At 57.3% G+C, this 12,878-nt stretch carries 15 protein-coding genes; 14 read left to right on the top strand and 1 reads right to left on the bottom strand.

Annotated features, from left to right (window positions below):
- The first annotated feature begins 178 nt into the window (after positions 1 to 178).
- A protein-coding gene (locus tag WGT02_RS32595; RefSeq protein WP_112334090.1) for an IS630 family transposase occupies positions 179 to 1,239 on the top strand; the annotation gives its coding sequence in 2 pieces (ribosomal slippage) (positions 179 to 671 and positions 671 to 1,239; 1,062 coding nt in all).
- A gap of 95 nt (positions 1,240 to 1,334) precedes the next feature.
- Here the strand turns inward: WGT02_RS32595 and WGT02_RS32590 are convergent.
- Positions 1,335 to 2,270 (bottom strand): tyrosine-type recombinase/integrase, encoded by a 936-nt coding sequence (locus WGT02_RS32590; protein ID WP_208246174.1) that lies wholly within the window; start codon positions 2,268 to 2,270, stop codon positions 1,335 to 1,337.
- Positions 2,271 to 2,601: 331 nt separating this feature from the next.
- Here WGT02_RS32590 and WGT02_RS32585 point away from each other — a divergent pair, with 331 nt between their 5' ends.
- From WGT02_RS32585 to hypB, 13 genes are all read left to right on the top strand, one after another.
- Positions 2,602 to 3,678 carry a hydrogenase small subunit gene (locus WGT02_RS32585; protein WP_208246428.1) on the top strand — a complete coding sequence of 359 codons (1,077 nt, stop codon included), beginning with the start codon at positions 2,602 to 2,604 and terminating at the stop codon, positions 3,676 to 3,678.
- A complete protein-coding gene (locus WGT02_RS32580; RefSeq protein ID WP_208246172.1) occupies positions 3,678 to 5,474 on the top strand; it encodes a nickel-dependent hydrogenase large subunit in 1,797 nt (598 codons plus the stop codon). Before WGT02_RS32585 ends, WGT02_RS32580 begins: the two co-directional genes overlap by 1 nt.
- Before the next feature lie 13 nt (positions 5,475 to 5,487).
- Positions 5,488 to 6,060 carry a HupE/UreJ family protein gene (locus tag WGT02_RS32575; RefSeq protein ID WP_208246170.1) on the top strand — a complete coding sequence of 191 codons (573 nt, stop codon included), beginning with the start codon at positions 5,488 to 5,490 and terminating at the stop codon, positions 6,058 to 6,060.
- A gap of 9 nt (positions 6,061 to 6,069) precedes the next feature.
- Complete coding sequence (cybH, locus tag WGT02_RS32570; RefSeq protein WP_208246168.1) at positions 6,070 to 6,765, top strand: Ni/Fe-hydrogenase, b-type cytochrome subunit; 696 nt, start codon at positions 6,070 to 6,072, stop codon at positions 6,763 to 6,765.
- Between the two features lie 712 nt (positions 6,766 to 7,477).
- Positions 7,478 to 8,170: a HyaD/HybD family hydrogenase maturation endopeptidase gene (locus WGT02_RS32565; RefSeq protein WP_208246167.1), complete on the top strand. Its 693-nt coding sequence runs from the start codon at positions 7,478 to 7,480 to the stop codon at positions 8,168 to 8,170.
- Positions 8,170 to 8,502, top strand: a complete 333-nt coding sequence (locus WGT02_RS32560) for a HypC/HybG/HupF family hydrogenase formation chaperone (RefSeq protein WP_208246165.1) — start codon at positions 8,170 to 8,172, stop codon at positions 8,500 to 8,502. Before WGT02_RS32565 ends, WGT02_RS32560 begins: the two co-directional genes overlap by 1 nt.
- Positions 8,503 to 8,961, top strand: coding sequence for a hydrogenase-1 expression HyaE (locus tag WGT02_RS32555; protein WP_208246163.1), 459 nt, complete (start codon positions 8,503 to 8,505; stop codon positions 8,959 to 8,961). It begins immediately after the preceding gene.
- Positions 8,962 to 8,993: 32 nt separating this feature from the next.
- Positions 8,994 to 9,836 (top strand): hydrogenase expression/formation C-terminal domain-containing protein, encoded by an 843-nt coding sequence (locus WGT02_RS32550; RefSeq protein ID WP_208246426.1) that lies wholly within the window; start codon positions 8,994 to 8,996, stop codon positions 9,834 to 9,836.
- Entirely contained in the window at positions 9,833 to 10,048 is a 216-nt protein-coding gene (locus WGT02_RS32545; protein ID WP_208246160.1) for a rubredoxin, read from the top strand. Before WGT02_RS32550 ends, WGT02_RS32545 begins: the two co-directional genes overlap by 4 nt.
- Entirely contained in the window at positions 10,041 to 10,619 is a 579-nt protein-coding gene (hybE, locus tag WGT02_RS32540) for a [NiFe]-hydrogenase assembly chaperone HybE (RefSeq protein ID WP_208246159.1), read from the top strand. Before WGT02_RS32545 ends, hybE begins: the two co-directional genes overlap by 8 nt.
- Before the next feature lie 122 nt (positions 10,620 to 10,741).
- Positions 10,742 to 11,647, top strand: a complete 906-nt coding sequence (locus WGT02_RS32535; RefSeq protein ID WP_208246157.1) for a hypothetical protein — start codon at positions 10,742 to 10,744, stop codon at positions 11,645 to 11,647.
- Positions 11,647 to 11,988: a hydrogenase maturation nickel metallochaperone HypA gene (gene hypA / locus WGT02_RS32530; protein ID WP_208246155.1), complete on the top strand. Its 342-nt coding sequence runs from the start codon at positions 11,647 to 11,649 to the stop codon at positions 11,986 to 11,988. Before WGT02_RS32535 ends, hypA begins: the two co-directional genes overlap by 1 nt.
- Complete coding sequence (gene hypB, locus WGT02_RS32525; RefSeq protein WP_208246153.1) at positions 11,988 to 12,878, top strand: hydrogenase nickel incorporation protein HypB; 891 nt, start codon at positions 11,988 to 11,990, stop codon at positions 12,876 to 12,878. Before hypA ends, hypB begins: the two co-directional genes overlap by 1 nt.

The following is a 12,878-nucleotide window of genomic DNA, read 5'->3' as shown; positions in this document are numbered from 1 at the left end:
CGCCGGAACCGGACGCAGAACGCAATCCCCATAGTGCCAAACAACCCGCGCCTTCGTTCAATCCGGCTTATGTGAGGTCGGCCGAGTATGACGCCACTGTCCTATCCGACCTCACATAACCCTCCAGATTCCCGAATCGGTGAAAATCTGAATCCATGGGGCAAACGGGAGGTTTGCAATGGGTTCGGCGATTGCATTGCGCGATGATTTTGATGGTCCTGCTCTGCGGCAGTTCGCGAAAGGGACCAAGGATGCCGCTCAAGCGCGGCGGCTTCTGGCGTTGGCGGAAATTTATGACGGCGGCTCGCGTACAGATGCGGCCCGGATCGGGGGCGTGACCTTGCAGATTGTTCGCGACTGGGTCGTTCGTTTCAATGAGCACGGGTCGGCCGGGCTCCTCAACGGCAAGGCTCCCGGCAATCGGCCCAAGCTGAATGATGATCAGCGCCAGGCCTTGGCCAAGATTGTAGAGCGTGGTCCGATCCCGGCTATCCACGGTGTCGTTCGGTGGCGGCGCAAGGATCTGGTCCAATGGATCTTCCAGGAATTCCGGATCTCGATGGACGAGACCACGGTTGGTCGCGAATTGAAGGCTCTCGGCTTTGCCAAGCTGTCTGCCCGGCCGCGCCACTACGCCCAGAATGAACCCGAAGTGGACGCTTTTAAAAAGAGTTCCCTGCCGCATTGGCAGCCATCAGAAGCAGCCTCCCGAAGAATACCGAGATCGAACTCTGGTGGGCCGACGAGGCGCGCATAGGTCAGAAAAACAAGATCACCCGCCGATGGGCTCGCCGTGGCACCCGACCTTCAGCGCCGCTGGATCAACGGACGATGTGGGCGTACATCTTCGGTGCCATCTGCCCCAAGAAAGGTAAGGGCGCGGGCCTCGTATTGCCCTATTGCGATACCGACGCCATGAATCAACATCTGCTGGAAATCAGCCAGGCAGTCGATGACGGCGCTCACGCGGTCCTCATCCTCGATCAAGCCGGATGGCACGTCACGCCGAAGCTCAGCGTCCCTGACAACATCACATTGCTGTTCTTGCCGCCGCGTTCGCCTGAATTGAACCCTGTCGAAAACGTCTGGCAGTTTATGAGGGACAACTGGCTGTCGAACCGCATCTTCACAGACTACGAGGACATCGTCGCTCACTGCTGTGCCGCCTGGAACAAACTCGTCGCGCAACCCTGGAAGATAATGTCCATTGGACTGCGCGAGTGGGCGCATCGGTTTTGATCAATGCATGTTGGTATAAATGGGTCAAATCTGCCGACGAAATCCTCGCCGCCGTCAAACGCTTCTGCCAGAAAACAATGAGCCGAACTTCGGATTCAGGTGACTAGCGTATCGGCATTGTCTATCGCCCGCATGAGAGCGGTGTCCGAGACACGCGTGTAAATTTCCGTAGTTGCAATGCTTGCATGCCCGAGAAGTCGCTGGACGAAGCGGATGTCCACCCCTTCTTCTATCAGGAACGTCGCTGCTGAATGGCGAAAGCGGTGAGGGGTCACTCGCGTATCAAGATTACAGGCTTGTGCGAGGAGGCGAAGTCTTCGCCTCAGAGCTTGTTCACTGAGGCGCCGCCGCCGGCTGTTGAGAAGCAGATAGTCGCCGTCATGTGCAGCTCGGCTGGCTTGCCATTTGATATGTTGCAACTCGGTTCGCAGATTTAGGTTGCCAATATAGACATTTCGCTCCCTGCTGCCTTTGCCATGGATCCGAATTCGATAGCCGTCATTGGAAATGTTCGAAAGCGTAATTTGAGTAAGCTCACCAACGCGCACTCCTGTTGCTACCATGAGCTTGATGGCCAGCGCTGTCGTTCTCGATAGAGCATGGAGTTCACTGTTGAGCAGGGTGGGAGACCCGGCAAGACATCCGCTATCAGCTTTCAGCATCGTTCGCACATCGACCCATTCCACAGGCCGCGGAAGGCGTTTGGGCGGTCGCAGGTCGATTTCGAGGCCGTCAAAAGGATCGGTCGCGATGTGGCCCGCTTTGCGTAGCCAGGTCGCAAAAGCACGCAGCGTCACCAGCCGCCGGCGGATGGTCGCGTGCTTGTGGTTTCGCTCTCGCTTCAAATCGTCGAGATAGTGAATAACCACTTGGCCATCGAGAGGCACACTAGGGTCGCCCTGTCGGAAAAACCTCATGAAGGCGGCGATGTCTTGCTCATAGGCGTCTACGGTGTTCTTGCTGAGTCCTCTAATCTTCTCGCAGTACGCGAGGAAGCCAGTTTTTTCCAATATCAGAATATCTTGAAGCATCTTAATCCCCATTAGATCCGATGAGGCTTTGCTATCTGTCTGAAATTAATAGCGGATGTCTGTCTGAGCGCTTTGCTGCCAAGGCACGCACGCAGCGGCGAGCACTGAAGCAGTCATACGCCGATCTTGTAGCATTTGGTTTCAACGGCTCTTGTGGCCGGGTGGCTGGATTTGCGCGACAATGGCGGGCCATCCTTCTGCGGACGGGCCGCAAGGATGCGCGTGCGTTTCGGCTCCGCCGCACGGTAAACACTTATCTTTTTGGATTGGCACGGCATTTGCTTGGTTTCTTACGGGGGCAACGACTTGCCCTGCCGAGGAGGAGAAACCCATGCAGGAAACCTTTTACGAGGTTATGCGGCGTCAAGGCATAACGCGGCGCAGCTTTTTGAAATTTTGCAGCCTGACCGCTGCATCGCTTGGACTTGGACCCGGCTTTGCGCCGCAGATCGCCAATGCGATGGAAACCAAGCCACGCATTCCCGTACTCTGGCTGCATGGACTTGAGTGCACATGCTGTTCTGAAAGCTTCATCCGCTCGGCCCATCCGCTGGCCAAGGATGTTGTGCTTTCAATGCTGTCGCTTGACTACGACGACACGCTGATGGCCGCAGCCGGACATCAGGCCGAGGCGATCATTGAAGAGGTGATCGAGAAATACAAAGGCAATTACATTCTCGCCGTCGAAGGCAACCCGCCACTCGACGAGGACGGCATGTTCTGCATCATTGGCGGCAAGCCGTTTGTCGATCAGCTCAAGCATGCGGCGGCAAATGCCAAGGCCATCATCTCCTGGGGCTCATGCGCATCGTGGGGCTGCGTACAAGCAGCGCGGCCAAACCCGACACGGGCGACTCCGGTGCACAAAGTGCCGGGTCTTCCCGGCAAACCGATTATCAAGGTGCCCGGCTGCCCGCCAATCGCCGAAGTCATGACGGCGGTCATCACCTACATTCTGACCTTTGAGAAATTCCCCGAGCTTGATCGTCAGGGCCGGCCGAAAATGTTCTACTCGCAGCGAATCCACGACAAATGTTATCGCCGTCCACATTTTGATGCCGGTCAATTTGTCGAGCATTTCGATGATGAGGGCGCACGCAAAGGCTACTGCCTGTACAAAGTCGGCTGCAAGGGCCCGACGACCTACAATGCTTGCGCGACCGTCAAATGGAACGGCGGACTTTCCTTCCCCATCCAGTCTGGACACCCGTGCATCGGTTGCTCGGAAGACGGGTTCTGGGACAAAGGAGACTTCTACAACCGGCTGACGGACGTTCATGGCTTTGGCATTGAAGCCAATGCTGATGAAATCGGCGGGACCGGTGCCAAGATCATCGGCTCCGCCGCAGCCATCCACGCCGCAGCCAGCATCGTCAAACGCATCCGCGAAAAGGGAGGGGCCAGCTGATGGGCATTCTGACGCCAAACGGGTTTAATCTCGATACATCGGGCCAACGCGTGGTCGTTGATCCGGTCACCCGCATCGAAGGCCATATGCGCTGCGAGGTGAATATCGACGCCGACAATTTCATCCGTAACGCTGTTTCCACCGGAACGATGTGGCGTGGGCTTGAAGTTATTCTCAAGGGCCGCGATCCACGCGATGCCTGGGCATTCGTGCAACGCATTTGCGGCGTCTGCACCGGCACCCATGCACTGACCTCCGTGCGAGCGGTCGAAGACGCGCTCGGCATTATGATCCCTGAAAATGCCAATTCAATTCGCAACATCATGCAGTTGTCCTTGCAGATTCACGATCACATGGTGCATTTCTATCACCTGCACGCGCTGGATTGGGTCAACCCCATGAACGCGCTAAAGGCAGATCCTGTCGCAACATCGGTGCTGCAGCAGTCTGTTTCGCCGCACCACCCGATGTCGTCGCCTGGCTACTTCCGGGACACTCAAACGCGGCTGCGCAAATTTGTCGAGAGCGGCCAACTTGGACCATTCAAGAACGGCTACTGGACCAACCCAGCCTATCTGTTGCCGGCGGAAGCCGATTTGATGGCGGTGACGCACTATCTCGAAGCGCTCGACTTCCAGAAGGAGATCATGAAGACCCGCACCATCTTTGGCGGGAAGGACATTCATCCGAACTGGCTGGTCGGCGGCGTTCCCTGCGCCATCAATATGGACGGTGATATGGCAGCGGGCGCGCCGCTTAACATGGAGCGCCTCAACAAGGTCAAGCAAATCGTCGATGACACGCTGACCTTTGTCGAGAACGTTTATATTCCCGACATCATTGCGATCGGCAACATGTACAAGGGGTGGCTTTACGGCGGCGGCCTTTCAGGTAAGAGTGTGCTGGCTTACGGCGACATTCCCGACAAGGCCAATGACTATTCGCCATCCAACCTGATGATGCCGGTCGGCGCAATCATCAACGGCAACCTTTCGGAGGTACTGCCCGTCGATGTTCGCAATCCCGACGAGATTCAGGAATTTGTACCACATTCCTGGTACAAATATCCGGACGAAGCCAAGGGATTGCACCCTTGGGACGGCATTACAGAAGCCCACTACCAGCTCGGCCCTAATGCCAAGGGAACGCGCACCAACATTATCGAAATTGATGAGGGTGCGAAATACTCGTGGATCAAGGCGCCCCGCTGGAAGGGCCATGCGATGGAAGTCGGGCCGCTTGCCCGCTACGTCGTCGGATACGCGCAAGGCCACGCCGAGTTCAAGGAACAGATCGATCAAACGTTGCGCGCATTGAATGTGCCGCTCAGCGCCCTTTTCTCGACGCTCGGCCGCACCGCCGCCCGCGCACTGGAATCGCAATGGGCCGCCCGCAAGCAGGTCTATTTCCTCGACAAGCTGATTGCAAACATCAAGGCGGGTGACAGCGCCACGGCAAACACCGAAAAGTTTGATCCCAAGACCTGGCCAAGCGAAGTCAAAGGTGTCGGCTTCACCGAAGCACCCCGTGGCGCACTCGGTCACTGGATCCGCATCAAGGACACGCGCATTGAAAACTATCAGTGTGTGGTTCCAACAACATGGAACGGCTCGCCGCGCGACCATGCGGGAAACATCGGCGCCTTTGAAGCATCGCTGATGGATACCAAGGTCGAGCGGCCGGAAGAGCCTGTGGAAATATTGCGCACCCTGCATTCCTTTGATCCGTGCCTTGCCTGTTCAACCCATGTTATGGGCTCGGACGGACAAGAACTGACCAGTGTGAAGGTGCGGTGAGGGAGGAATGGAAATGAAACTTTCATCAAAACTATGGATCGCCTTGTCGTACTCCGCCATAGCAAGCCCGGCACTTGCCCATACCGGCGCTAGCCACGCGGACGGGCTCGTTGCAGGCTTGTGCCACCCGCTAATGGGCATAGACCATCTCTTGGCCATGCTGTCGGTCGGCGTCTGGTCCGCCGCGGCCATTCCGAACAAGGTATGGGCAGCACCCGCTGCTTTCACCTGTGCCATGTTGGCCGGGGCAGGGCTTGCCTTCGCCGGCGTTGGTTTGCCCGGCGTCGAAGGTATGGTCGCCGCCTCAGTGCTGGCGCTGGGGTTGATGGTCGCCATTGGTGCCAAAATGCCGGTGCTTGCCGGTCTCGGCTTTGCGGGATTGTTCGCTGTATTCAATGGCCATGCCCATGCGGTTGAAGCTTCAGGGGCAGTGATAGCGTATGTCGCCGGCTTCTCACTCTCGACCGTGGCAATCCAAATGGCCGGTGTTGGAATCGGGCAATTCATTTCCTCAAAGTCGATGGCCCGTTATGCCCTTGGGCTTGCGATTGCTGGTTCCGGCCTCACCATCTTCTCCGGCGTTTAGGAGAAGAAAATGGAACCCAACGAGTCACACAAGGAAGACGCCGTTTACGTCTATCAAGCGCCAGTGCGCATCTGGCACTGGATCAATGCATTCGCAATACTCGCCCTGTGCGGTACAGGCTACCTTATCGGTTCCCCGCCGCCATCGGTCAGCGGCGAGGCAAGCAGTTCATACCTGTTCGGCTACATCAGGTTCATCCACTTTGTTGCAGCTTACACGATGATCATCGGCTTCATGTTTCGCCTCTATTGGTCGATCGTCGGCAATGAACATGCCCGTCAAATTTTCTTCCCGCCACTCTTTTCCAAAACCTTCTGGAAAGAGTTGGTCCACGAACTTCTGTGGTATGCAATGCTGGTGAAGGAGCCAAAGAAGTATGAGGGGCACAACCCGCTCGCGACGCTGATGATGCACTTTGGCTTTGTGTGGTTCTCGGTGTTCATGATCTTCACGGGGCTTGCGTTGTACGGCGAAGGCGAAGGCATGGGCTCCTGGCAGTACGATTGGTTCTCGTCCTGGCTCATTCCGTTGTTTGGCCAAAGCCAGGATGTACACACCTGGCACCACCTTGGCGTGTGGGGCATTTTGATCTTCATCGTCGTCCACATCTATGCTGCGGTTCGTGAAGACATCATGTCGCGCCAGTCGATAATTTCATCCATGTTCTCCGGGTGGCGTACCTTTCGCGACAACAAGTCGAATTGAGTACCTACTCGGCCTCCCGGAGCCGTCGGCGCTGAAAGGCTCCGGCGGCTTCTCGTTGGTTTCATCGGGTATGGTGATTGCATTGGCATATCGGCATTGTGTGTCGATATCTTGCGATCGCATCGTCCAGTTGGCATCCCGTCTGGGTGTTAACCGGCCCAGTGTCGATGCTCCGGAAACATCGGAGGCCAATAGCGCGAACCAATTGGTAGACTTTGCGGCGCCGCAGAAGCGCTCGATGTCCGATTGATCTATGCAATCATTTCCAGCACGACAATCGAGCTCGCTGTCCATCACGGTGCCTGCATGATCGCCCTTCGCGAACCTTGCCGTGTTTCTACCGCTGGAAGCGCATGCGACAGGAGCTGACGATATGGAAGAGCGCATCGCCGATTATCTGCACGACCAAATCAAGCACGGAGGTTCTTGGAAAGAAAAATAACCGATCTTTTCAGAAGCATAAAGTTGCGACGCAAATGAGTCCGGCCACCCGAAGCGATGCCATGGCGCGTTGCCAGGCTGCAAAATGACTTTCCACCTCGCCACGTATCCAAGCCAGTGTCATCGCAAATGGAAGTAGACCTTCCGAACGTTTGTATAGTTGCTTTCCATCAAATTCCGCGGTCAAAAAACGTCTATTGATTCCAGCAGCTAGCCATCCCGCTCATCTGGCACGCTTCTTGCTTGCTTACCTTGAGTAGGAGGAGCTACCATGGACGACACACCACGTGTGCTTGTTCTCGGCATTGGCAATTTGCTGTGGGCGGATGAAGGGTTTGGCATCCGCGCAGCCGAGGCATTTCACAGCCGCTATGCGGATCATTCGGCCGTTCGCGTCATCGATGGCGGCACGCAGGGTGTCTACCTGGTGCAGCATATCCGCGAGACCGACGTCCTCGTGGTGTTTGATGCCATTGACTATCAACTGCCGCCCGGAACGATGAAATTCATTCAAGGAGATGAGGTGCCGCATTTTCTTGGCGTCAAGAAAATGTCGCTGCATCAGACCGGCTTTCAGGAAGTTCTGGCGATGGCGGAAATGCTGGGCGATTATCCGTCGCACCTGCTGCTCGTCGGCGTTCAGCCGGTGGAACTCGAAGATTTCGGAGGAAGCTTGCGTGATGAGGTGAAAGCCCAGATCGAGCCGGCGCTTGATTTTGCAGAAAAATGGCTAGCGGACCTCGGCATCAACCTGCAGCGCCGTCCCGAGCGTTTGGCCGACAGCGAGACAAACGCATCCATTGAATTGGCGTTGCGTGCCTATGAAGAAGGTCGCCCGCACGAGGCTGAGGCCTTCCGCCACGGCGATGACCGCGTGTTGGCAGGCGGGCGCTTTGCCCCGCCCGCAGACATTCAATCTGAGTATGATGCAGTACTGGCCATAGGGCCAGGGGCGGTGCGTTGATGTGTATTGGCGTTCCCCACATTATCATCGAGACTGGCCAGTCGCAGGCGCGAGCGCGTAGCCGCGATGGCGAGGCGATCATCGACATGGCGTTGGTCGGAGATCAACCTGTCGGCACTCATGTGCTGGTCTTCCTCGGCGCGGCGCGCGAAGTGCTAGATGCGCAGCTTGCCGGGCAAATCGCCGACGCGCTCGAAGCGATGGACCGGATAATGGCGGGCGACAGCAACATTGATCACCTGTTTGCCGATCTCATCAACCGCGAGCCGCAGCTTCCCGAACATCTTCGCCAAGTCGCAACCGCCGCACCTCCGGAAAAAGGAACTGAGTGAATGTTTTCACCGCTGCTCGATGGGACTATTGCACGTTCGAATTATCCCGTTGTCGACTTTGAAAGTTATCTCGACTTTGCCGAGGCACACGAATTCTCTGTGCTTTTCTTCCCGGGCGACTGGGAGCGACTGGGCGAAAGTAATGACGTCGCGGTCGTGCTGCCGGAACTGACGTTGGCCTTCCAGAAAGTATTCCAGCCCGCCATTGTTGCCAAGCTGAGCGATCGCAAACTGCAGGCGATCTATCGCTTTCGCGCGCTTCCGGCGCTGGTGTTTCTCCGGCGCGGAAAGTATCTCAGCGTCATCACCCGCGTGCTGGACTGGGACGATTACCTGCACGAAACCGCGCGAATTCTGTCGCTGGAGCCAAGCGATCCCCCGCCGTATCCCCGCCCGGGCGAGCAGTCCGCAAAGCCCGAAAGTGACGAGCACGAACACAGCGGCCACCATTTTCATTGATTGAGAACCAGACGAACCAGCGGAGAAGTAGAATGTCAGATTTCATGGGCTCAGTCGGCCCCGGCTCGCAACCGGGTGAAGAAGATGGCGGTGTTTTGGAATATATGGAGATGCCCAAGGGCATGACTACATTTCGCTCGCCGACCCTGCCCGAGCCGGACCAGCTTTCAGGCATTGACGCCGCGAAAGATGCGCTGCGCCGCCTGACGGCGGCGCTGGAAGATTGGAAACCGGGTACGTGCCCGCGAATTGATCTCTCCGGCCTGGACAAGAAGAACATTGATTTTGTCAGCGAGGCCTTGGGCAACGGTGAAGTTTCGATTATCTGCGGCGAGACCATTCAGTGCCAGGAATCCGTGATGGCCGGTGTTTGGCGCGTTCGCGAAACCGGCGCTGGCGGCATACTGGTGTCCGACGCGATTGAGATCGGCATTTTCCCGCAGTCCGTCATCGCCAAGGCGTTTGCGGGCTCCAGCCACGCAATCGATATTCCACGCTCTTACGGGCCTGGCGTTTTCAACGCACCGCCGCTGCTTGCCGAAATCAACGAGGCAATTGCCAAATCCGGCCTTGGAGACGCGGCACCGCACGCCATCAACCTTTCGCTTTTGCCGCATACTGAAGAGGATCTCAGCCTTTTGGATGGATTGCTCGGCCATGGCCCCGTCACCATCCTGTCACGTGGCTACGGCAACTGCCGCATCACCACGACGGCTCTGCGCGATACTTGGTGGGTCAGGTTCTACAATTCGCAAGACACACTCATCCTCAACAGCATCGAGGTGACAAATCTGCCGGAGGTTGTCTGCGCATCACCGGAAGACATCGTCGACAGCGCCGAGCGTCTGTCGGAAATCATGGCGATTTACACATGACAGACCACTTCTTTGCCGGCTCATATGGCGGCGACGGCGAAAAGATCCAGCCGGAATCGAAGATGGAGTGCAAAATCTGCTGGGAAATCTACGACCCGGCGATTGGCGACGACTATTGGCAAATTCCTCCGGGCACACCTTTCACCCAATTGCCGGATCACTGGAGCTGTCCGACTTGCGAGGGCAAGAAGAAGGATTTCATGGTTGTCTGAACAGGATGAAATCTTTGCAGTCACATCCACCCGGCTAGCTGACGCCTTCCGCCGGATCGAAACCACGGCGATGGCGGATGTGCCTATCCTGAACCGCAAGCTTTCGGTTCAATGCGTCGGGATGTCCGCGTTCGGGCAGGAATGTGTTTGCGTGCTCATCACGCCATGGTTCATCAATCTCGTGCTGATTCCCATGGCCCTATCAGTGCCGATGCGAACCGGCGCCAAAACCCGGATTGCGCTGCCGGGCGGAATATTCGAGTTCATCCAGTCCCATCATGATGAACTGGGCGCCTATCGCATGTGTTCGCTTTTATCGCCGGTATTTGAATTTGATACTCAGGAGGATGCCGTGACGGTAGCACAGGCAATTCTCACCGAGGTACTGGCCCCCCAGGTGGAAGCGAAGGCTGAAGACGCAGAGATGCTAGCCATTTGGGAGGGCCGCTTGCCGGAGCCGGAAGCGGTCGAACCCGAAGATACGACCGTCGAAAAACTGGATGATGAACCCAAAGTTCTGACGCGGCGCGCCATGTTTGGAATTCGCTCGACTGAGGAGGCTGTAAGTTGAGTCTATTCGGCACCTTGGGCTTAGACGTCGCTTTTAGGGCTAGCGCTGCAGCCGATGTGCGCATCACCGCGCCCCGGTCAGCTCCGACCACGGAATTGCTCCGTGGCTGCACACCGGCAGAAATGGCAAACCGCGCGCGCCTGCTGTTTGCCTTGTGCGGCAACGCTCACGCCACGGCGGCCATCAGTGCCGCAGAAGCGGCGATGCAGTCGGTGCCGTCGCCGCAGGCCAGACGCGCCCGTTTGCAACTGGTCGCGGCGGAAGCGCTGCGCGAACATTTCTTCCGCTTCGCGGTGGACTGGTCGGCATTTCTGTCCGAGCCGCCACGAACACGCGCCTTGCATCGGGTGGCGGAAATGGTCACACAGATCAAGGCGCGCATGGGTGCCAGGCTCTATTGGACGGGCATTGAGGCGCAAGCCATGCCGCACGGTGACCTGGCAGCACTTCTCGCGCGCCGCGTCCTGTCTGAAGTGTTCGGCGACGATGATGAGCCGATGGCTAGCCAGACCTCTATCGACGCGTGGACCCACAAAGCCGCAACACCAGCCGCACGCATGCTTGGCCAAGCGCACCAGGATGGAGCGCAGTCGATCGACGAGTTTCCGGAACAGACAGTCTTCGGCCGCTGGCGCGACGATCCCCGTCTCAATGGAAGCGAGGCGGCGCAGCGCGTGCTCGCCCGATTGTTGGAGATCGACGCACTTGGCCGCGGACTTGCTAACGAAAGTGATTGCGAGGGTGTGTGCAACCTGATCGTCAATGTGAACGATGATGACGGCCGGATCGCCAGCGCCGCTATTGACGTGGCGCGCGGGCGACTGCACCATCACATCGAGATCGACGACGGAAAGGTCACGTACTGTTCGATCTCGTCGCCTACCGGCCGCAATTTTGAACAAGGGGGCGCTGCCGAGCAGGCGATCCGCCGCATCAGAACAGCGAGCCGTACATCCTTTGAGCGACAGGCGAGGCTCCTTGTGATGGAGATCGACCCGTGTGTCGCCTATGAACTGAGGTTCCACTGATGCACGAAATGTCGTTGTGCGAGAGCATCCGGAGCATATTGGAAAAAGAGGCGGCCGCACAGACATTCAAAAGCGTTGATGTGGTGCTCCTGGAGATCGGCACACTCTCCGGTGCGGAGCCAGATGCATTGAGATTCGGCTTCGATGTGACCATGGCAGGTTCGGTCGCGGCCAATGCGAGACTGGAAATCATCGAGGTGCCGGGGCAGGCATGGTGCCTACCTTGCGCCGAAACGGTCTCGATCAAGGCCCGCTATGATCCTTGCCCGGCCTGTGGCAGCCATCAATTGCAGGTGACCGGCGGTGAGGAAATGAGAATTCGTGAACTGGAGGTTCAGTGATGTGTACGGTATGCGGCTGCAGCGAAGGCAACCTGAAAATGGACGGCAAACACGACCATGACGGTCACGGCCCTCATCACCATCACTATCATGATCACAGCCATGACGGGCATCACCATTCCCACGACCATCATCACGATCTGCACTTCGGCGAAGGCGCCGCCGGTGTTCACGTTGAAGGCTTGAGCCAGTCAAGACTCCTCAAATTGGAAACTGACATTCTGTCAAAGAACAATGCAATTGCGCAGGCCAATAGAGCACGTCTTTTCGACCTCGGTCAGTTTGCGCTCAACTTCGTCTCAAGCCCCGGCTCCGGCAAGACCACGCTTCTGGTCGAGACAATCAAGGCACTGGCCGATTCAGAGCCGGTCGCCGTTATAGAAGGTGACCAGCAGACAACTAATGACGCCGAGCGCATACGCGCCACTGGCGCACCCGCCATCCAGGTCAACACCGGAAAGGGCTGCCATCTCGACGCCTCGATGGTCGCCCGCGCACTGGAACGGCTTGAACTACGTTCCGGCGGTTATCTGTTCATCGAGAATGTGGGGAACCTCGTTTGCCCGGCCGGCTTTGATCTTGGTGAAGCGCACAAGGTCGTGATCCTTTCGGTGACGGAAGGCGAGGATAAGCCGCTTAAATATCCTGACATGTTCCATGCGGCGGACTTGATGCTGTTGACCAAAACAGATCTGCTGCCGCACCTCGACTTTGATATCGAAACCTGCCTTGCCAACGCCCGCAAGATCAACCCGCGAATTCGCATTCTGGCGCTCTCATCGCGTTCCGGCGAAGGCATGGCAGCTTGGCTATCATGGCTAAACGCCGCACGAACCGTCGCGCTTACTGGCTCGCCAGCGCTTGGCATAGCCGCCGGAAAGGGTGCTTGA

Source organism: Rhizobium sp. T1470 (assembly GCF_042140505.1).
Lineage (GTDB): Bacteria > Pseudomonadota > Alphaproteobacteria > Rhizobiales > Rhizobiaceae > Rhizobium > Rhizobium favelukesii.
The sequence above is the reverse complement of the archived record's forward strand: the minus strand, read 5'-3'. Positions and strand labels throughout refer to the sequence as shown.

Excerpts from the sequence above, each read along its gene's own strand:
- WGT02_RS32565 (WP_208246167.1), top strand. The coding sequence starts at position 7,478 with ATGGACGACACACCACGTGTGCTTGTTCTCGGCATTGGCAATTTGCTG.
- WGT02_RS32590 (WP_208246174.1), bottom strand. The coding sequence starts at position 2,270 with ATGCTTCAAGATATTCTGATATTGGAAAAAACTGGCTTCCTCGCGTAC.
- hypB (WP_208246153.1), top strand. The coding sequence starts at position 11,988 with ATGTGTACGGTATGCGGCTGCAGCGAAGGCAACCTGAAAATGGACGGC.
- WGT02_RS32550 (WP_208246426.1), top strand. The coding sequence starts at position 8,994 with ATGTCAGATTTCATGGGCTCAGTCGGCCCCGGCTCGCAACCGGGTGAA.
- WGT02_RS32580 (WP_208246172.1), top strand. The coding sequence starts at position 3,678 with ATGGGCATTCTGACGCCAAACGGGTTTAATCTCGATACATCGGGCCAA.
- WGT02_RS32575 (WP_208246170.1), top strand. The coding sequence starts at position 5,488 with ATGAAACTTTCATCAAAACTATGGATCGCCTTGTCGTACTCCGCCATA.
- WGT02_RS32555 (WP_208246163.1), top strand. The coding sequence starts at position 8,503 with ATGTTTTCACCGCTGCTCGATGGGACTATTGCACGTTCGAATTATCCC.
- hypA (WP_208246155.1), top strand. The coding sequence starts at position 11,647 with ATGCACGAAATGTCGTTGTGCGAGAGCATCCGGAGCATATTGGAAAAA.
- cybH (WP_208246168.1), top strand. The coding sequence starts at position 6,070 with ATGGAACCCAACGAGTCACACAAGGAAGACGCCGTTTACGTCTATCAA.
- WGT02_RS32535 (WP_208246157.1), top strand. The coding sequence starts at position 10,742 with ATGGCAAACCGCGCGCGCCTGCTGTTTGCCTTGTGCGGCAACGCTCAC.
- WGT02_RS32560 (WP_208246165.1), top strand. The coding sequence starts at position 8,170 with ATGTGTATTGGCGTTCCCCACATTATCATCGAGACTGGCCAGTCGCAG.
- WGT02_RS32585 (WP_208246428.1), top strand. The coding sequence starts at position 2,602 with ATGCAGGAAACCTTTTACGAGGTTATGCGGCGTCAAGGCATAACGCGG.
- WGT02_RS32545 (WP_208246160.1), top strand. The coding sequence starts at position 9,833 with ATGACAGACCACTTCTTTGCCGGCTCATATGGCGGCGACGGCGAAAAG.